The organism is Candidatus Kuenenbacteria bacterium HGW-Kuenenbacteria-1 (assembly GCA_002839745.1).
In the GTDB taxonomy this organism is placed as follows: domain Bacteria; phylum Patescibacteriota; class Patescibacteriia; order UBA2591; family PGYQ01; genus PGYQ01.
This window is the reverse complement of record PGYQ01000002.1, coordinates 23,925-44,761: the sequence shown is the minus strand read 5'-3', so window position 1 is coordinate 44,761 and position 20,837 is coordinate 23,925. Positions and strand designations below refer to the sequence as shown.

At 28.3% G+C, this 20,837-nt stretch carries 16 protein-coding genes and 1 tRNA gene; 8 read left to right on the top strand and 9 right to left on the bottom strand.

Features of this window, described 5'->3' with window-relative positions; genetic code table 11:
- Window positions 1-7: 7 nt before the first annotated feature.
- From CVV26_00935 to CVV26_00900, 8 genes are all read left to right on the top strand, one after another.
- On the top strand, window positions 8-1,735 hold the full coding sequence (locus CVV26_00935; protein ID PKL72561.1) for a proline--tRNA ligase: 1,728 nt from the start codon (window positions 8-10) through the stop codon (window positions 1,733-1,735).
- A 49-nt stretch (window positions 1,736-1,784) separates the two neighbouring features.
- On the top strand, window positions 1,785-3,002 hold the full coding sequence (locus CVV26_00930; protein ID PKL72560.1) for an ATPase: 1,218 nt from the start codon (window positions 1,785-1,787) through the stop codon (window positions 3,000-3,002).
- Window positions 3,003-3,009: 7 nt separating this feature from the next.
- Window positions 3,010-3,978, top strand: coding sequence for a tryptophan--tRNA ligase (trpS, locus tag CVV26_00925; protein PKL72559.1), 969 nt, complete (start codon window positions 3,010-3,012; stop codon window positions 3,976-3,978).
- Window positions 3,979-4,028: 50 nt separating this feature from the next.
- The gene (locus CVV26_00920) at window positions 4,029-4,616 is read left to right on the top strand and encodes a hypothetical protein (GenBank protein ID PKL72558.1); all 588 of its coding nucleotides are present in this window, start codon (window positions 4,029-4,031) and stop codon (window positions 4,614-4,616) included.
- Between the two features lie 66 nt (window positions 4,617-4,682).
- Window positions 4,683-5,438: a triose-phosphate isomerase gene (locus tag CVV26_00915; protein PKL72557.1), complete on the top strand. Its 756-nt coding sequence runs from the start codon at window positions 4,683-4,685 to the stop codon at window positions 5,436-5,438.
- Window positions 5,439-5,476: 38 nt separating this feature from the next.
- Entirely contained in the window at window positions 5,477-6,271 is a 795-nt protein-coding gene (locus CVV26_00910; GenBank protein PKL72556.1) for a hypothetical protein, read from the top strand.
- Window positions 6,272-6,489: 218 nt separating this feature from the next.
- Window positions 6,490-6,565, top strand: a tRNA-Thr gene (locus tag CVV26_00905).
- 29 nt (window positions 6,566-6,594) lie between these two features.
- Window positions 6,595-7,206, top strand: a complete 612-nt coding sequence (locus tag CVV26_00900) for an endonuclease (protein PKL72555.1) — start codon at window positions 6,595-6,597, stop codon at window positions 7,204-7,206.
- Window positions 7,207-7,309: 103 nt separating this feature from the next.
- Here the strand turns inward: CVV26_00900 and purL are convergent, their stop codons facing one another.
- The 9 genes from purL to CVV26_00855 all read right to left on the bottom strand — a co-directional run bounded on the left by purL (window position 7,310) and on the right by CVV26_00855 (window position 20,825).
- On the bottom strand, window positions 7,310-11,122 hold the full coding sequence (gene purL / locus CVV26_00895; GenBank protein PKL72554.1) for a phosphoribosylformylglycinamidine synthase: 3,813 nt from the start codon (window positions 11,120-11,122) through the stop codon (window positions 7,310-7,312).
- Between the two features lie 124 nt (window positions 11,123-11,246).
- Window positions 11,247-13,916, bottom strand: coding sequence for a type III deoxyribonuclease (locus CVV26_00890; GenBank protein ID PKL72553.1), 2,670 nt, complete (start codon window positions 13,914-13,916; stop codon window positions 11,247-11,249).
- Window positions 13,917-13,918: 2 nt separating this feature from the next.
- A complete protein-coding gene (locus CVV26_00885) occupies window positions 13,919-15,853 on the bottom strand; it encodes a restriction endonuclease subunit M (GenBank protein PKL72552.1) in 1,935 nt (644 codons plus the stop codon).
- Between the two features lie 32 nt (window positions 15,854-15,885).
- Complete coding sequence (locus CVV26_00880; GenBank protein ID PKL72551.1) at window positions 15,886-16,527, bottom strand: hypothetical protein; 642 nt, start codon at window positions 16,525-16,527, stop codon at window positions 15,886-15,888.
- Window positions 16,528-16,588: 61 nt separating this feature from the next.
- Window positions 16,589-17,212 (bottom strand): hypothetical protein, encoded by a 624-nt coding sequence (locus CVV26_00875; protein ID PKL72550.1) that lies wholly within the window; start codon window positions 17,210-17,212, stop codon window positions 16,589-16,591.
- 46 nt (window positions 17,213-17,258) lie between these two features.
- Window positions 17,259-18,701 (bottom strand): hypothetical protein, encoded by a 1,443-nt coding sequence (locus CVV26_00870; protein ID PKL72549.1) that lies wholly within the window; start codon window positions 18,699-18,701, stop codon window positions 17,259-17,261.
- Window positions 18,702-18,706: 5 nt separating this feature from the next.
- A complete protein-coding gene (purM, locus tag CVV26_00865) occupies window positions 18,707-19,723 on the bottom strand; it encodes a phosphoribosylformylglycinamidine cyclo-ligase (GenBank protein PKL72548.1) in 1,017 nt (338 codons plus the stop codon).
- 178 nt (window positions 19,724-19,901) lie between these two features.
- On the bottom strand, window positions 19,902-20,267 hold the full coding sequence (locus tag CVV26_00860; protein ID PKL72547.1) for a hypothetical protein: 366 nt from the start codon (window positions 20,265-20,267) through the stop codon (window positions 19,902-19,904).
- Between the two features lie 75 nt (window positions 20,268-20,342).
- On the bottom strand, window positions 20,343-20,825 hold the full coding sequence (locus CVV26_00855; GenBank protein PKL72546.1) for a hypothetical protein: 483 nt from the start codon (window positions 20,823-20,825) through the stop codon (window positions 20,343-20,345).
- Window positions 20,826-20,837: the final 12 nt, after the last annotated feature.

Genomic DNA, 20,837 nt, shown 5'->3' with positions numbered 1-20,837 from the left:
AAATTTTATGAGATTTTCTCGTTATTTTTTAAAAACTTCAAAAACCGTATCTAATGATGATAAAATTATCTCATCAAAATTACTCAAACAAGGCGGGTTTATTTCTGAATCCGTTGCTGGTCGTTATTATTTTTTACCAATTGGACATTTAGTTCAACAAAAAATAATGCAAATTATTAAAGAAGAAATGGATAATACTGATTATCAAGAAATGATCACACCTATTTTACATCCATTAGAATTATGGGAAGAAACTAATCGAACAAGCTCAGCTGGTTTTGAATTAATGAAAGTAAAAGATCGTCGAGGCGCAGAATTTGCGTTAGGCGGAACAGCAGAGGAAATGTTTGTGGACTTAATTCGTCAATTTAAATTAAGTTATCGTGATTTGCCAATTCGTCTTTACCAATTTTCTCCAAAATTTCGTGATGAATTGCGAGCTCGTGGAGGATTATTACGCGTTCGTGAATTTATAATGAAAGATGGATATTCTTTTCATCGCGATGAAGAGGATTTTAAGATTGAATATGAAAAAATGAAAAAAGTTTATTTTAGAATTTTTGAACATTTGGGATTAAAAACTGAAATTGTAGAATCTGATAATGGTTATATTGGTGGAGAATATTGTCATGAATTTGTTGTTGAATCAGAAATTGGCGAGGATAAATATTTTATTTCTGAAAATAAAAATTATGTTAGCCAAGAAGACACTGCTCTTTTTAAAAAAGAAGATAAGAATAGCAATGAAAAATTATTAGCGCTCATAGAAGTTAGAGCTGAACGAGGTTTAACAATGGAACATGGTGTTAAATTCCATAATTTACCGCTTTGGCAACAAATCAAAGATGTGGTTTTTGTGGATGAAAATGGCCAATTTATTTTAGCTATTATTAGAGGTGATTTTGATGTGAATGAAATTAAATTAAAAAAAATTTTAAAAATTGTAACTTTGCGTCATGCTACAGACGAGGAAATTAGAGAAAAATTATATTCAGAACCTGGTTTTATTTCGCCGGTTAAAATAAAAGATTTATTAGAAAAAAATGTAAAATTAATTATTATTGCTGATAATTCTTTGCGAACAATTACTAATGCTTATGGCGGAAGCAATAAAAAAAATAAAGATTTAATGAATATTAATATTGATCGCGATTATCAGCCAGACATTGAAGGCGATATTGCTTTGGTTAAAAATGGATATGAAAGTTTAAATGAAAATGGAAAATTAATTGAAAAACGTGGGATTGAAGTAGGAAATATTTTTCAATTGGGTTATCATTATACAAATTTAATGAAAGGCGCGGTTTATATGGATGTTGATGGTAAAGAAAAACCATTTTATATGGGTTGTTATGGCATTGGCATTGGACGAACAATGGCGACAATTGTGGAAAAATTTCACGATGAAAAAGGAATAATTTGGCCAGAAGCAGTTGCACCATTTCAAGTTTATTTAATTGCTTTAGTTGGCGCGGAAAAAGAAGCTGATAAATTATATGATGCGATGATTAAAAAGGGGATTGAGGTTCTTTATGATGATCGGGAAAATATGCGTGCTGGTGAAAAATTTGCTGATGCAGATTTAATTGGAATTCCTTTGCGTATTGTGATTAGTGAAAAAACTTTAAAAGAAAACTGTGTGGAATTAAAAAGACGAGGACAAGAAAAATTTGAGTTAATTAAAATAAAAGATTTATTGAAGACAGTCTTCAACAACTTCAACAAAGGAATTTGACAATAAAAAAGTTTTATGTATACTTAAAACTTATGAAATAATTTAAAAAATTTTAAGTATGATTAAAACATATATTAAACGTCCAATTTATCTTGATAGAGTTGAACCATTTATTGATAAGGATATTATTAAGGTTATTATTGGTCAACGTAGAGTTGGTAAGAGTTATTTACTTTTTCAAATAATGGATTTAATTAAGCAAAAACATAAAAAAGCAAATATTATTTATATTAATAAAGAATTAAATGAGTTTGATAATATAAAAAATTATCAAGATCTTTTAAATTACATTAAAGAAAAAACTAAAACAAAAAAAAATTATGTTTTTATTGATGAAATTCAGGACATTGAAAAATTTGAAAAAGCATTAAGAAGTTTAAAGGCTAAAAAAGGATATGATATATATTGCACTGGTAGTAACGCAAGATTATTGTCTGGCGAATTAGCTACTTTTTTAAGTGGTCGTTATATAGAAATTAAGGTTTTTGGATTATCTTATTTTGAATTTTTAACATTTCATAAATTAGAAGAAAATCAAGATTCTTTTTTAAAATTTATTAAGTATGGAGGTTTGCCATATTTAATAAATTTAAAATTAAACGATGAGATTGTTTTTGATTATTTAAAAAGTATTTATAATACTATTCTCTTAAAAGATGTTGTTGAAAGATATAAAATTCGTAATATTTATTTTTTAGAAAGTTTAATTAGTTATCTCGCAGATAATGTTGGCAGTTTGGTTTCATCTAAAAAAATTAGCGATTTTTTAAAATCACAAAAAATTAATATTTCGCCCAATATTGTTTTGGATTATTTATTATTTTTAATTAATGCCTTTTTTGTGTTTAAGGTTTTAAGAACAGATATTCAAGGTAAAAAAATTTTTGAAATCAATGATAAATATTATTTTGAAGATTTGGGATTAAGGCATTCTATTACTGGTTATAAACAAATAGATATAAATAAAATTATGGAAAATTTGGTATTTTTGCATTTACAGATATTGGGTTATAAAGTGACTATTGGGCAATTAAAAAACAAGGAAGTGGATTTTGTTTGTGAAAAACAAAATAAAAAAATTTATATTCAAGTGGCTTATTTAATTACAGATGAAAATAAAAAGAGAGAGTTCGGTAATTTATTAGCGATTCAAGATAATTATCCAAAAATTGTTATTTCATCTGATGAGATGATAGATAAAAGTGATTATAAAGGTATAAAACATATTAATATAAGAGATTTTTTAAATAAAAAAAATTTAATTTAAATCTATTATGAAAAAAATAATTCTTACTGGCGATAGACCAACAGGGCAACTTCATATTGGTCATTTTTGCGGATCATTAAAAAATCGAGTTGCTTTGCAAGATAAATATGACACATATATTATGATTGCGGACGTTCAAGCGTTAACTGACAATTTTAATAATCCTCAAAAAGTAAGACAAAATGTTTATGAAGTTGCGATGGATAATCTTGCTGTTGGCATTGATCCAAAAAAATCAACTATTTTTATTCAATCATTGATTCCCGAAATTGCGGAATTAACTATTTTTTATTCAAATCTTGTGACAGTCAATCGTCTTAAACGCAATCCAACCGTTAAGGAAGAAATTCAACAACGAAAAGATTTATTCAAAGATGATGTGACTTTTGGATTTTTAGGATATCCAATTAGTCAAGCGGCTGATATCACTGCGTTTCAAGCTGATTTAGTTCCGGTTGGCGAAGATCAACTTCCAGTAATAGAACAAGCGCGAGAAATTGTTAGAAAGTTTAATCGTATTTATGGAGAAACACTCAAGGAACCAAAAGCAAAATTAAGTAATTTCCCACGCGTTTTGGGGATGGATGGTCGAAAAATGAGTAAAAGCCTTGGAAATGTAATTATGCTTACTGATTCAGAAGGCGAAATTAAATCTAAAATTAAAAGCGCTTTGACTAATAAAATAGGCGGAAAAAATTTAATTAATTTATTAGAACAATTTTCAGATGATCAAGACGCGATTAAAAAATTTAATGAGCAATTTAAAAATGATTCAATTCAATATTCTGAATTAAAACCTTTGTTAGCAATGGCGATTATTAAAAAACTAAAACCAATTCAAGAACGAAGAGTAGAGTATGAACGAAATCCAAAACTTGTTGAAGAAATACTTTTTAATGGCGCAAAAAAAGCAAGAGCAGTGACAATGGAAACATTAAAGAAAGTTAAAGAAAAAATGTTTTTAAATTATTTTTAATTTATAATAAAACAGCAATATTAAACGCTGTTTTAATGAAAGGATAAATTATGACAGAAGAAACAAAAATTAATGGAATTCAATCAGAGATTCCAATAATTGAAGAGCCAGAAAAAATAGCAATACTTGAGCAACCAAAAGAAATAGCAATGATTGAAGAGCCAAAACTAAAAAAATGGAGCTTAATAGAAAAAGATAAAAAAATTAGTTTGAGAAAAGTTTTATTGGCTGGATTAGTAGTCGCCATTGTTAGTAGTGCTTGGGGAATGTTAACTTGCGGATGGTTATTTAATTGGGTATATTTATTAGAGCCAACACAAACTTGGAGAAATGTTAATTTTCAAGATCCAATATTTATGAGTATATATTATGTAGGAATTTTTATTTTGAATTTTTTATTTACTTGGGGTTTTGCCTTACTTTATCATGGTATTCCTGGAGAAAAAATAGAGAAGGGGATTTGGTATGGATTTTTAATCTGGTTGGTGGGAATATTGCCAGGATTATTTACTACCTATATGTTTATAAATATTGCGGAAATTGTTATAATGTATTGGATTGTTAATTTATTAATTGAACGTGTAATTGTTGGGATAATTATATCCTTAATCTATAAACCGCGTGAAATTAAGCAATAAATTTATTAGAAAAACAATAGTGTCTAAAATTAATTTTTAGAGCTAGTTTTGTATTTTGTTTATTTTATGTCTATTTTTATTGCCAATTGGAAAATGAATCCCGTAACTCTACAAGAAGCTAAACAGCTTTTTAATTTAATGGAAAAAAAAATAAAAAGTAAAAATACTGAAATAATAATTTGTCCACCATTTATTTATTTAGAACCATTATCAAAACTCCTACAAGTTACAAGTTACAAACCACAAGCCAAACTAGGGGCGCAAGATGTTTTTTGGGAAGAAAAAGGAGCTTTTACAGGTGAAATTTCAGTAACTATGTTGAAAGAAATAGGATGTCAGTATGTAATTATTGGACATTCTGAGCGTCGTCAATATTTAAAAGAAACAGACGAAATGGTAAATAAAAAAGTAAAAGCCACTTTGAAAAAAAACTTAATTCCAATTATTTGTATAGGTGAAAGCTTAAAACAAAAACAAAATAATAAAAGAGATTTTATTATTTTTAATCAAATAAACAAAGCATTAGAAGGTGTAAGTGTTAAAAAAAATCAAAAAATTATTATTGCTTATGAGCCCATTTGGGCTATTGGGACTGGACATTCAATTAATTCACAAGAAGCGGAAGATTCTATTAAAAAAATTAAGTATGCTATTATTAATTTATATTCTTTAAATTTAGTACAAAATAATTTTCAAATCATTTATGGTGGTAGCGTCGATTCTACTAATATTAAATCATTTATAGATCAGTCAACAATAGATGGGGTATTAGTTGGTGGAGCGAGTTTAAAAATAGATGAAGTTGTAAAGATGATCGAATAAATTAATGGATAATTTTCTATAAATTTTATTTTAATTTTATGTTTATAAATATTCTTTTTATTTTTATAATTTTAATTAGTTTTGGGATTATTTTAAAAATTATAATTCCAAAATTTCCCAGACTTTCTTTAATTGAAATAGAAAATTTACCTAAAGAACAGCAAGTAGAAACAAAAAAAGAAATTATTAAAAATAGATTAGAAAGAAAATTAGAAGAAAAATATAAAAAAATTTTACATTTTTTACGTTTTTTAAAACCATTTAATGAAAAAATAAAAAAGTTTTTTTCTAAACTTAGAGAGAAATTTTTAATTTTAGAACAAAAATATATTTTAAAATATAAACATTTAATAAAAAAAGAACCAGAATTAGTTCAAGATAAAATTAAAAATTTATTTATTCAAGGAAAGGAATTAATAGAAAAGAAAGAGTTTAAAAAAGCAGAAAGTTTTTTTATTGAAATCATTAGTTTTGATTCTAAAAATATTGAAGCATATAAGCAATTAGCTGAAATTTATTTTCAGCAAAATGATTATGATCATACAAAAGAAATTTTGTATTTTATCCAAAAATTAGACATTAACAATGAAACGGTTTCTGCTCAATTAGGGATTATTCATAAAACATTAGGAGAACATGAAAGTGCAATAAATAATTTTAAGAAAGCATTACTTTTAACACCTAATAATCCTAGAAACCTTGATTTATTAATTGAAGAATATATAATTATAAAAAATCAATTCTTAGCAGAAAAAGTTTTAAAAAAATTAAAAGAAGTTAATCCAGAAAATCAAAAAATAAAAGAATTTGAAGAAAGAATTAAAAAAATGTAAAAGAAATTTTAAATGGTTCGGCTTTACTTCGCCACAGCGTAGCAAGCTTTACACAAGTTTTGAATTTTGAGTTATAAATTAATTTTGAATTTTTAACTTTATACTTTGAACTTTAAACTTTTTTGCCGACGTAGCTCAGTGGTAGAGCAACTCCATGGTAAGGAGTAGGAATTAGAAATTAGAAATTAGAAATTAGAAATTAGAAATTTTATTTTTGTGCCGTCCTAGCTCAGCTGGTAGAGCAACAGTTTTGTAAACTGTAGGTCATCGGTTCGAATCCGATGGACGGCTCCAGAAAAATAAAATTTTTTTAAATAAAAGAAATGAATATTTTTGAAAAATTATATCAAGAATTAAGAAAAAAATATAAAGCACCCAATGAGCAATGGAATCTTTGGTTAAAAAGACCAAAAACTGAACAAGAGAAAGAAAAAGTAATGATAAGCGCAATTTTAACTCAAAGAACAAGTTGGAAAAATGTAGAATTAGCTTTAGAAAATTTAAAGAATAAAAAAATTATTTCTTTAAAAGATATTTATTGTTTAGGCTCAAAAAAAATAGCGTATTTAATTAAATCAGTTGGATTTTATGAAATAAAAGCGCAATATCTTTTTAATTTATCTAAATTTATAATTGAGAATTATGGAAATTTGGAAAAATTAGAAAAATATGACTTAAAAGAATTAAGAGAAAAATTATTAAAAGTAAAAGGCATAGGGCCAGAGACAGCAGATAGTATTTTGCTTTATGCTTTAGATAAACCAATTTTTGTTATTGATGAGTATACAAAAAGATTGGTTAAAAAACGTAATTTGTCAGATAAAATAGATTATCAATTTTTACAAAAATTATTTGAGGAAAATTTAAAAAAAGATTTTTGTTTATATCAAGATTTCCATGCCTTGATTGTAATTAATGGTAAAAATAAAAATTAGGAGAAAAATGTTTATTAAATTTCATTGTGTTAACACAGTGGAAGGAAAGAAAAAAATAAGAAAAATAAGAAAAGAAAAATTTGGCATATTTTTACTTAATTAATTATTTTTTACACCACTCATATGCATTTTGAAACATTTTTAACCAAGGCGAAGCTTTTAATTCTTTTTTCATTTTCTCTGACATCCATGGCCATTGTGATTTTAAAAATGCTCTTTCTGGATGAGGCATCATTGCTAAATGACGACCATTTTCAGAACAAAGAGAAGTAATGCCATTGATAGAACCGTTTGGATTGAATGGATATTTTTCTGTTGCTTCGCCTTTATCGTCAACAAAAAATATTGGCGCTAAATTTTTATTTATAATTTCTTGATAAATTAATTTATCTGGAAAATTAAAACATCCTTCGCCATGTGCGACCCAAACACCGAGAATTGAATTTTCCATTCCTTTCAACATTATTGAAGGACTTTTTTTTATTTTTATATTACTCCAACGTGATTCAAATCGTTTTGATTTATTTTTAATAAGCATTGGCTGATTTTCAACTTTAATATTTTTAAATGGAACCCAGCCAATTGAAGTCATTAATTGACAACCATTACAAACTCCTAAAGAAAAAGTATCTGGACGATTATAAAAATTAGAAAACATTTCACTTATTTTTGGATTAAATTTTATATTACTTGCCCAGCCTTTTGCTGAAGCAAAAACATCTGCGTAAGAAAATCCACCAACAAAAGCAATTCCTCTAAATTTATCTAATTTAATTTTTTCTGTGTGCAAATCAGACATTGTAACATCCCAAACTTCAAAACCAGCAGAATAAAATGCACTAGCCATTTCACGATCTCCATTGCTTCCTTCTTCGCGAATAATTGCAATTTTAGGTTTATTAATACTGTTTAATATTTTTTGTGTTGTTAATTGTGGTTTAAAAGAAATTTTATATTCTAATACTTGTTGATTAAAAATATTATTTTTTTCTTCTTGAGCGCATTTTGGATCAGTTTGAAGTAAATTAATTTGATGACTTGTTTCTTCCCAAATATCTCTTAATTTTTGCATTGAATTTTTTAAAATTAATTCATTATTATGGTTAATAATAATTTCTTTTTCAATAATAGTTTTTGCAATAGATTCTGTTAAATTATTTAAGTTATATTTATTTATAATTTTTAAAAATTCTTTTTTTAGATTATTTTTTACTTCAATTATATAACCTAATTCTTCATTAAAATAATAAGCAAATTTATCAGCATTATTTTCTGTTTTAATTTTTAAACCACAATTTCCAGCAAAAGCCATTTCAAGTAATGTTGTTATTAAACCGCCGTCTGAACGATCGTGTCCTGAAATAATTAAATCTTTTTCAATTAATTCTTGTATTGCTAAAAAAGATTGTTTTAATATTTCTGCATCATCAACATCTGGCGATTGATTTCCAATTTGTTTAACAGTTTGAGCTAAAGCTGATCCTCCTAAACGACATTTTGATTTTCCTAAATCAATAATCCAAAGCTCACTTTCTCCAGCATATTTAATATCTGGCGTAATTACTTTATTAATATCTGGCATTGAAGAATATGCTGAAATAACTAATTCTTCTGGTGATTTAATAATTTCATTTTTCATTTTTGTTGCCATTGATAAACTATCTTTTCCTCCATCAATTGCAATTCCTAATTTAATCATTAAATCACGCATTGCTGAAGCTGATTGATAAATTCTTGAAGCTTCACCTGGTAATTTTGCTGGCCACATCCAATTTCCAGAACATTTAATATTTTCTAATTTACTTATTTTTGCCCAAACAATATTTGTTAATGCTTCGCCAACTGACATCCGCGCGCCTGCTTCTGGGTTAACTAAAATTTTTATTGGTTGTTCCCCAATTGAAATAGCTGCGCCAGTTTTATTAAAATGACTTTGTGCGATTACTGCAACATCAGATAATGGAAGTTGCAAAGGACCAACACATTGTTGACGAGCAATTAAACCTGTTACACTGCGATCTACTTTTGTTGTTAAAAATCTTTTTGAACAAACTGATGGCAAATGTAAAACATTTTCTAAAGCTTTTTCAAAAGATAAATTATTTGGAAATATTAATGGAGTTAATTTCATTTTTAAACTTGTGTCTTTAAATATTTTTTTAGGCATTTTGCCAAGAATTTTAGAAAGTTCTAAATTAACTGGTGTTGATTTATTTTCATTATCATAAACAATAATTTTTCCATCGCCAGTAATTGTTCCTAATATTTCACAATCACTATGTTCTCTTTTACAAATATTTAAAAATAATTTTAATTTATTTGGTTTAATTAATAAAGCTTGTCTTTCTTGATATTCACATCCCCAAATTTCTAAAACTGACATTGTTTTATCACCTAAATTAATTTTTCTAATTTCTATTTTGCCACCGATTGGTTCTACTAATTCTGTTAAAACATTACAAGGTCCTCCAGCTCCTTGATCATGAATACTAATAATTGGATTATTATTTCCCATTTCTACACAAGCGCGAATAACTCGATTTATTTTTTGTTCAATTTCAGCATCACCACGTTGAACAGCATTAAAATCTAATTCTGTTTTATTTTCACCTTGAATCATACTTGAAGCTGCTCCACCACCCATTCCAATACGATAAGCTGGACCGCCGATTTGAATTATACACATTTTAATTTCTACTTTATATTTTTTAATATGAATATTATCAATTTGTCCAACACCGCCAGAAAATAATATTGGTTTTATCCATTCTTGTCGTGTTTTATCAGGAAGTATTTGACCAAAAGAACGATTAAATCCTTGAATTAATGGTTCACCAAATTTATTTCCATAATCAGAAACTCCATTTGAAGCATCTATTTGAATTTTTAAAGCACTTGCTAAATTATCTGGATATTTAAAATTTTTATTTTCATTAACTAAATTATATTTAGGAATATTAAGATTACCAATTGCATAACCAGCAGTTCCTGCCACAACTAAAGATCCTTTTCCTGTTGCTTGAACATCTCTAATTCGTCCTCCTGATCCTGTTTCAGCACCAGAAAAAGGAGCAATTCCTGTTGGAAAATTATGTGTTTCAGCTGTAAAAATAAAATTATATTTTTTCTTTGTTTTTATAAAATACGAAACTTTTCCAGGTGTTTTTGGAATAATTGTTTCAATAGCATAACCTTTTATAGCGCTTGAATTATCAGTAAAAGCAATTAAACTATTTGCAATATTAGCTTTTAAAGTTGATTGAACTATTTCTAACAAAGTTTCTTCTTTTTCTTTTCCATCTATTATCATTCTGCCTTTAAAAAACCAATGTCTAGAATGTTCACTATTAGCTTGACCTAATTGAAAACATTCAACATTGGTAGGATTTCTTTTTATGTCATTAATAAAAAGATTGAAATAAAATTGTTCGTCCCAATCATCCATTCCCAAGCCCATTTCTTTATTTATTTTTTTCAAAGCATCAATTCCTTGTTCTAAAATTTTTACTTCATAGACTGGTTTTGGAATTAAATTTGTTTTAAAATTTTCTAACTTTTTTTCATAAACAATTTCAGTCATTTTATCATGATTTGTTTTAATGAAATTATTTCTATCATCATTTTTATTTAAATCATATCTTTTTGCTTTTTCAATTCGTATAATTATTTTTAATCCGCAATTATGACAAACTGATACAGCATTACTAGAAAAAGCAGTAGCAAAATTAAGTCTAGGTCCAATTTCAATTACTTTTTCATCATTTAATTTTGAAACTAAACTAATATTTTTTTCAATAAAACCATTAGCCAAAATTTTGGTCAAAATTTTAATTTCTTTTTTATTCAAAGATGAATTTGTGTCAATGTAATAACAATTTTCTTGTTTATCATCAACTAAACTGTAAAATTGATACATAGTTTTATAAAATATTGAATAAATATGGCATTCGGCAACAAATCTATAATGAAAATATAAAATTAGTAAAATAAAATATTATTTTTTAGGTTTATAGTATAGCGATAATGTATTACACAAAAAATTAGCTTATATCTAAAAATTGTTTTTTAAAAACTTCTTCAAATTTTTCACGCAAAGCACTATTTACTTGACCCTCATTAAAAAATGGCAATCCGATCAAGCGAAAATTTTTATTTTCTAGTTTTAAATCAATAGTGTAATTTTTTTCTATCTTAAGTAAAAATTCCTGTTTCCATTCGTCATATAATACAAGATGATCTCCTTTTGGCTCAACAAAAATTTGATATATAATTTCTTGTTTTGTTTCCTTTTCAGTTAAAAACAAAACGAAATCTGGATAAAATGGCTCTCCATTATCAAAATTATAAATTTTGAAAAATTGTTCATTGCGAAGTAATGCAATGTCTTGATATTTTTTCTTTAACTTTGTTATTGACTCATCAATAAAACGCAAAAATGATTCTTCCTCGCTTGTTCCCCAGATTTCGTTTTGAGCAAACCAATCCCGAGAAGAAAAATCAAAATCTCGCATATTTTGCGCTCGTGAACTTTCGCTATCCAATTGCAATACCTTGTCATTTTCAAATATTTTTTGGATCAAATGAGCTTTAAATTCCTTTGTTCCGTAGTATTCCTTTTTTTCTTTGCCGGCGATTTCTAACACTTTATCTATCACAAATCCGGCAATACTTAATTTTTCAATCTGCAAAAGATCTTCTACTTGCTCGCTCTTACCTCTCACTTTAATTTTTATTCCTCCAAGATATTTTTCATTTAAAATAAAATCTTTTATGGATTCTATATTGCCAAATATTTTTTTTAATTTATCAAATCGTCCGGCTGGTATTTTCGCCAAAGCGGTGCGGACAATATGTGTTCCCAAATCAGCGATTTTATAATCCAGAATTTCTATTTTTGCATTTACTCCGGCGCCAGCACCCGCAACAAATAAATCTTTTTCTATCGCTTCTCGCGTTGATAGTTGAAAGATGTTTATTTCAGCGTTGTGGTCAAATTCTGCTTTAGCGTCCGAGAGTGCGAAAACATTCTTGCCTAAATTTTCTTTGCGAGCATTTAAGAAAATAAAACCTTTATTCCAAAAATCGCTGTTTTTAAAATCACTTTTGATCTTAATCTCTTTTTGCACTGTGCGTGACGGCATAATACCTTCACGAACCAGAACACTTTCCAATTCTTGAATATAACGGGGATTCGTTACGCTGTGATAATAAAGCTGTTCCAAAATCCGAAGTTCGTTTTGTGTGTCGGTATCAAATTTTCGCCTGTATGCGTCTGTAAAGTCGCCGAGTGTGAATGGATAATATCTTGCACCTCGCCCGATAAGTTGCGCCTCTTGCACAGTTGTTTTACCCGGTTTATTGTTTTTGACGTCACGGCTATTATAGAGCCTGACAATATCAAAAAGATTTAAAACATCCCAGCCCTCATTCAATTTTTCTGTTGCGAAAATAGCGCGGATTTCATTGTTTTGATCTTCCAACGAATTAAGTAAAATTTGTTTTTGCTCTAAATCTTTATATTCATCAACTGTCAAACATTTTTCCGGCGCAAAATCGCTTTTAATTTCTGCCACTAAATCTGCCAAAGAAATTTTTTGCTCATTGAAAAATTGAAATGCTTTTTGTAATGTCGCATCTTTAATTGCTGTTTGTTGTGTTAGGTGTTTTTCGCCGAGTTTAGAAATAAGTTTATGAAAAGATTCTTTAAAAATGTTTGAAACGACAATCTGTGGATTGTGTTCTTTTGATATTCCTTCTTTTGGAATACTGACTCTATTTGCTTTAAACATTACCACTGGTTTCAAAGCGATTTTATACTTTTCTGCTACTTTTCGGCGATATTGAGAAATTATCACTGCCGAGAGAGCGCGTTCAATAGTTGGCGCGTTGATTTGCAAAGTTCGTACATCTTTTGAAAATCCGTCCAAGCGATATTCTTTCAGATCATAACGATAAATCGCTTTATCTTTATATTTTTCTAAAATTTCCGGATATTCCTGTTCTAAACGAGCCGTTGCTGTAAATTCCAAAAGGACATTTTCTTTTTGGCTGTTGGCGTTCAAAATCCGCACTACTGTATTCTCCCAGTTTCGACGGTCTTCTTCTTCGGTTTTACTTATTTTATTATTTGTTTCCGCAGATAGGTTGTGCGCTTCATCCGCAATCAAAACAATTTTTTTATCTGTAAAATCTTCATAAGTTAAAACATTTTCGCGAGCGAAATTAAAGCGAGAATGCAAAAGAGCGGTTGTAGAAAAAATAATGTTTATATCGTCATCATTTACTCCTTCAAAATTATTATATTCTTTGATTTTTATTTCCTGTCCGCCTAGCATAATTTTGTCGGCAAACAGATATTTTTTTGAATTTGGATCAAGAAAATTGGCTTTAGTTTTTTGAATAATATTGCCAAGACGAGTAAAGAAAATAAAATTGCGATAACCTTTTTGATAAAAATACAAAAGATTAGCGGCCATTATGAGCGTCTTGCCCGAGCCGGTCGCCATATTAAACATCAAGTGAATTGGTTTGAGTTTTTGATGATATTCTTCGCAATAATAATAAAATCGCCCCAACGCTTCTTTTTGATATTCGCGCGCTGGAAAAGCCGGATTGAGATTTTTCAAAATATCCGTTTTTTCAGTCGCTTTGTTTTTGAAAACATCAGCGCCGGCAAAGTTTTTATATGAGTTAAATTCGTCGTATAACATAATTATTTGCCGTTATAGAAGTTTTTATTGAGTGCTTTATCTTCCTTGCTCACTTCGTACTCTTTATCCTCAATTTCGCTTAAATTGATATAGAGCTGGTTTTTATCTAAGCACTCAATTAAAAACTTCTTTTGATCAGCGGCACTCAAATCCGCAAAATCTTTGGCGTTTGCGTCAATCGTTTTCGGATCTACCTTGTAGCTCAAAAAGGCGGTTTCTTTCATCTCACCCCAAAGTTTGGAAAGCTCTTCGCCTGTTTTTGCTTTTTCAATTTTTTCTATCCATTTTTCGTTCCATTTAGCAAGTTCCATATAGCCAAAATCCCCGCCGCCTTTCCAGCCGATGGCTTCGGAAATTCCACCCTGCTCGCCGGCAATCACTTTCTTGAGCCGCGTTTCCGGCAAATCGTGGATATAATCCATTTGCTCAATACCAATATATTGTCGTCCGGTTTTGTGTGCCACCGCTAAAGTCGTACCCGAGCCAGCAAAAAAATCTAAAACAAGATCATTCTGTCTTGTCGCCATCTCAATAATTCTGTGTAGTGTTTCCTCTGGTTTTGGATAATCAAATAACTTACTCCCAAACATTTCTTTGAGATGTAGCGTTCCTCTTTCAGAATTTACATTTTTATCCCACCAAACAGACCTCGCCATTGTTGTTTTTTCGCGATATTTTTCAACAATTTGCCAACCACCATTTTGCATTTGTTTACCACAAATATTTATATTTAATTCTTTTGCTGACTTTTCTCTGCCCCACCGCCAAACAGTTTGAATACCTTGTGATTTAGCCGGCATAACCTTTACCCACCCAGTCTTTTGTTCTAAACCAATATCAAAAAACCCATTTTTATCTTCTTTTTTAGAATTAACAAAAAATGGATAAACTAGGTTTGGACGATTTGTATCGTTAAATTTAACATTTCTATTTCTTAATTCCCTTATTTCAAAACCGCTAATATTATCAGCAAAAGGAAATTCTTTATTTGGCTCTTCTAATCTATATAATTTATAATCAGATGATTTTGCATATACATTTATAAATTCGTGCATTTTAGCAATGCCACCATAATCTCGTCCCCTTGGATTATTAACAACCGTTATTATGTCAATAAAATTATCCCTATCAAAAATTTCATCCATCATTACTTTTAGGTATGCCTGCTCGTTATTATCGCAATGTATAAAAATAACACCATCATTAGATAACAATATTTTTGCTATCTCTAATCTATTCTTTATAAAAACAAGCCACGAGGAATGATTGAATGAATCATTGTATTTAAATCCATCATTGCCGGTATTGTATGGCGGATCAATGTAAATAAGTTTCACTTTTCCGGCGAATTCTTTTTTGAGCGAGGCAAGGGCGAGCAGGTTATTGCCTTTGATAATTAAATTGTCTTTAATTGTGCCTTTTTCATCGCGATTGAAGCCGTTCAGTTTGTGTTCGCCTTTTTTATCTATTCGTTTGAAATTGGTAAAAACTTTGGCATCCAATAAGCGATTAATGTCGTCCGGCGCAAGTGTTTCGTTATAAAAAATCTCGTCGCGCTTTTGGTCTTCTTTAGTCATTCCGCCTTCCAAAACACAATCTTTATAAGGCCACGCCAAAACCACTTCTTTGTTTTCACTCACATATTCATCGTTAGCAGTTAAACCGATTTTGTTTTTGAAAGCGGTATAAGAATCCGGCAAAAATTGTTTGTTGGAAACAAAACGGATAAATTTTTCTTTATCAAAAATCAGCGTTTTTTCTATTTCAAAAAAGAAGTGTTGTTTTATCGTTTTATCGGAAAGCAAAAGTTTTAAGAGCGTCGGATCATTCTTGCGCGCCAATTCCTGTGTTTGATTTTTCAAAAGAATACCGTCTTGCGAAACAAGTCGCTCGTCTTTTTTTAATAAATCTATAAGTTGTTCAAATATATTTTTCATTATTTTAAATTTTATCTTTTAAATATAAATTTTTATTCATCTTGTTCTTCAATTGTTAATTGTCTTTTTTGATAAATTATTGGATTTTTTTGCGCTAAGATTTCTGATGCTAATAGTATTCCGTTTGATTCTGGCCAAACAGTAGCTAAAGGAACATTTGATGGCATTCTAATACTACTCCAAATATCTTCTTGAAATGTTTCTAATGTTGCAGGAATAGTAATTACTGGCCAAGAAGTTCGTGATGCGATAATTGGACCAAGCCCATTACTTCTACCAACTTTAGCTAAAATTACACCTGCATCAGGAAATTTTCCAATAATTTCATTTAATTTATTAAGACACATTTGTGTAGATTTATGTCCTGATAAAGTTATTTCTTCAATATTTAAACCAGCAATATTTTTTAAAATAGATAATTCTGGAAAAGTATCACTGTCTGATCCGCGCCATAAAACTAAAACTTGTTTAGGAATTCTAAAATTTTGTGTTAAAGTTGCGACATAACTATAATTTTTTTCAACTTCATCTAATGTTTCGCCTTGTCTAAAAGCTTCTTTGCTTAATTCTTTCCAATCAGCATCTCTAAGTCTCCAACTATCATTATCAATCACATCAGATACTAATAAATTTCCATCAACATCTAAACCAAATTCAATTTTCATATCAATCAATCTAAAACCTAAAGTATTCCAAGCACCTTCTAAAACTAAAAAAGTTTTTCTTGAAAGCTCATCAATTTTTTTTTATAATTTCTTGAGAATATTCAGAAAAAGCATCACTAGCTTTAATTATTTTTTTAAAATCTGCTTCTTCTGTCCAATTTGGTTTTTTAGAATGAAAAAGTTTCCATTCATCATCAAATGGATTAATAATAAAAGGATCTTCTTCTCCTTTTAAAGCATCTAATCCTTCTAATATTTTTTCTCCTTTAGAATTAATTAAACCACCTTTTGTTGTTTTTAGAAAAAATTCAATAAGCAATTTATGAAATCTGTGTGGCAAAATATTATCATTTTTAATAAATTCTGGGTGTCTTTTTAAATAACTTCCAACAGCAAATCGTCTTTCAACAACTTCCAAAGGAATCATTACGCATTTTGGTGAGGAAAATTCATTAGCAGAACATTGTTCATTGTAGGCAACAGGAATTCCTGCTTGTTTTAATAATTCAAATATTTTGCAAGTTACTGTTGTGGCATTTTCAGCTTTGGTTTTAAATTGTTTAGTAAAAGATGGATCATCAAAAGCAGTAATATCATTTTTGTTTTCAATAAGCACATTTTTAGAATCATTTTTAATTTCCCAAATAATTTTAGTTTTACCTTCAATAATTTTTTGCCCTTTTTCGTAAGTCATATTTTTTTAAATTAAAAAATAAATTATTTTTTTATTCTTATTTCTTTTATTTCTCTATTTTATCTAAAAAACTTTTTGCATATTTTACAACTTCTAATGATTTTTCTTTGGCATCGCCAATATATTTTTCAGGTGATTTTAATAATTCCCAAACTTCAATAGGAATATTTTTAACAACATTTTTTAATATTTTATCATTTATCATTAATTTTTCCAATGCTTCAATTAGAGAAATATTTTTTTCTTGAGAAATTGGAACTAATTTTCTATTAACTAATTCGTGAGCGTCTTCTTTATAGCCTGCCATTTGTAAAGCAATATACATTGGTTCAGCTAAAATTATATTAGCATTTTTTTTAAAATTAATCTCGCAAGCTTTTTTATTTATAGACAATCTTTCTAAAAACGCCACGTTATTTTTATTTTTTTTAAGCAAAGTATTTAATTGTTGTTGAAGATTTATAAGAATAATTGGATAATCTCTGGCTACAGAACTTCCAACTAAATCTCTTTGATGTTCGCTAATTAAAGTATCTAAAACTTTTCCAAATTCATTTTTTGTTCGAAGCCACATACCTTCCAAATTTTCAAAATTAATTGGATTTCTTTTATGAGCCATTGTTGAAGATCCAACTTGACCTGCTTCAAATGATTCTGTTATTTCAGCTATTTCACTTCTCATTAATTGTCTTGAGTCTCGTCCAAATTGTCCAAAAGTTGCTGACATATTTATTATTGAAAAAAGAAAATATGCTAAAGGCTCGGGTGGTAAAATTTGTGTGCTAATTTGAGCTGGTTTTAAATCTAATTTTTTAAGTACTTTTTCTTCAAAAGTTTCATTATTTTTTAAGTTTGATAATTTTAAACCAATTTGCCCGTTATGCGCGCCAACTGCTCCAGAAATTTTTCCAGATAAATTATTATAAAAATAATCCATTTTTTCCCAATTATTAATAATGCGATTTAAAATAGTTGCTAACCAAAAACCAACAGTGATTGGTAAAGCATGTTGACCATGAGTTCTTCCAATTTGAATTTGTTGAGAATTATTTTTAATTAATTTAATAAAAATTTGTGTGATGCTGATTAAAGCAGGCTTAAGAGCTACTTGATAAGCTTCTTTAAATTGTAAAATTCTAGCAGTATCAATTACATCATAACTTGTTAAAGGAATGTGCACCCAGCGAGCGATTTTTTTATCTAAAATTTCCTGAGCGCATCTTACAAATGCTCTGATATCATGATGCGTTATTTCTTGTTCAACTTTATCCACAGCTGTTGTTCTAATTGAAAGAATTTCTTGTCTTGTTTTTTTATTTAATTTTTTCCAATCTGTTTTTGGAATAATTCCTAAATCATAAAGTGTATCCAAAGTTGCTAATTCTACTTCAGCAATTTTTTTATATAAATTATCATACCCAAAAACAGACGCCATTTCTTTAGGTTGATAACGAGGATTGCCCGGCATAATTAAATTTAAATCAGGCATATATTTTAAATAATAAAAATCTTTTTTTGATAATTAATAATAATTTTATTTTTATTAATTACTTTGCCAATTACTTCCACTTTCTCTTTTTGGTATAAATGTAAAATATTGTTCGCATCTTTTTCTTTAACAATAATAGCAAATCCCCAACCCATATTAAAAGTTTGAAACATTTCCTTATTATTAATTTTTCCTGTTTTTTGAATTAAATTAAAAATTGGTTGAGGTTTAAAATTAAAAAATTCAAAACCAAGATTTAACTTTTTAAATTTTAAATAAGCATCGCCAGTAATATGAACCGCGCCTAAAATTTCAAATTTTTTGGCAATTTTAAAAAATAATTTAACATAAATTTTTGTTGGCTCTAAACATTCATAAATTAATGATTTATTTAATTCAGCTGGCTTTTCAAAAAAATTAAATTTTCCGCCCCATTTTTTAAAAAGAACTTTTCTAACTAAAGTTAAACCATTAGAATGAATTCCTGAACTAGGGAAGCCAATAATCACGTCGTTTTCTTTTATTTTTTCGCCAGTAATTATATTTTTCTTTTTTATTTCTCCAACGCAATCGCAATTAATATGATAAGTTGTGTTTAAAAGTTCAGGCACATCAGCTGTTTCACCTCCTACTAAAGGGCAATCTGCTTCTTTTATCCCTTGAATTAATCCTTTTTCAATTTCCTTTAATAATTTTGGTTCTGATTTTTTAATATCAATAATATCAGTGATAGCAATTGGTTTTGCACCACAACGAATACAATCATTAACTACCATTGCCACAGCATCAATTCCAATAGTATCGTGTTTTTGAGCCAATTCAGCCAAAAGAACTTTTGTTCCAACGCCATCACAGGTTTTTACTTGATAAAGATTTTTATTAATCGGATAAAGAACATTAAAAGGAGTTTTTATTATTTTGCCATGGTTGCTTAAATTAAAAGTTTCTTCAAAATCATTAAGAGATTTTTTTGCTTTTTCTCTTAATTTTCTATTTACTCCTGCTTTAGTATAAGTTTGCATAAATTTTAATTTTTTATCTCACTTAAAATTTTTTGAACTCTTTTTTCTATAGACATTATAGGGATATTTATAATTTCATATCCTAAATCTTTATAACTTTTTTTTAAAAGGTTATTTAATTTTTTAATAGTTTTGCTATCTTCAATTCGGGCATAATCATTTTCAAATGGAAGTTGTTCTAAAAAAAATATCTTTCTGTAAATTTTTTTTTATAAAATTTTAAAACTTCTTTTGGATTTAATCCACAGGTTTGATAATAAGCAATGCTATCGGGAATTGCTCTATCAAAAAAAACTATTTTATTTTTTGGAGCTATTTTTTCTGTTTTTATTTTTATTTTTAAAATTTTTTTTTGAAATTCAGTCTCATTGTTTCTGATTTCTTTTAATATTTTACCCTTGGCTATTTCTTTGTCAATAAAAACTCGGGCTGCTTCTAGAAAAACAATATAGCCCAATTTTTTTAATTCTTTAATTAAAGTGGTTTTACCAGAAGAAGGTCCGCCAGTTAAAACATACCAGTTTAATTTATTTGATTTATTCATTTTTTTATTATAGCAAAAAATTTAAATTTGACAAATTAATTTAAAACCCGTAATCAAATAAATTGATTACGGGTTTTATTTTTTTAAAATCACCTCCTTTAATTCTCGCCAATCAGAAATTGATTTTCCCTTAAAATCTGATTCATTGGGGTTGAACAAAATAAATGAGATTTTACAATTTCTTGCAAAATCATCATCCATTTTTGCGCTGTCCCCAATATACAGCACTTGGTCCTTATTTAAATTTTTTGCATAAAGTTTTTTATATTCTTCGCAAAAAATTTTAAATGGACCAACCCCAGGCTTTACTCTTTCCGCCTGGGAAAAATTGTCGCATCGACGACTTCGCATCAAGTCGTCAGTGACCACAATTTTTGGAATTTCAATACCCCATACTTCAAAACACTTTTCAATAAATAAATCGTGTCCTGAAGAAATAATCCCAAATTCCAAGGGATTATTTAATGCTCGGTAAAATTCTAAAAATCCCGAGCATGCTTGGGGCCAGACGGTTCCGCCTGGAAATCGCGTTCCGATTTCATTCCAAAAAATTCTCATCTTTACTCGGAC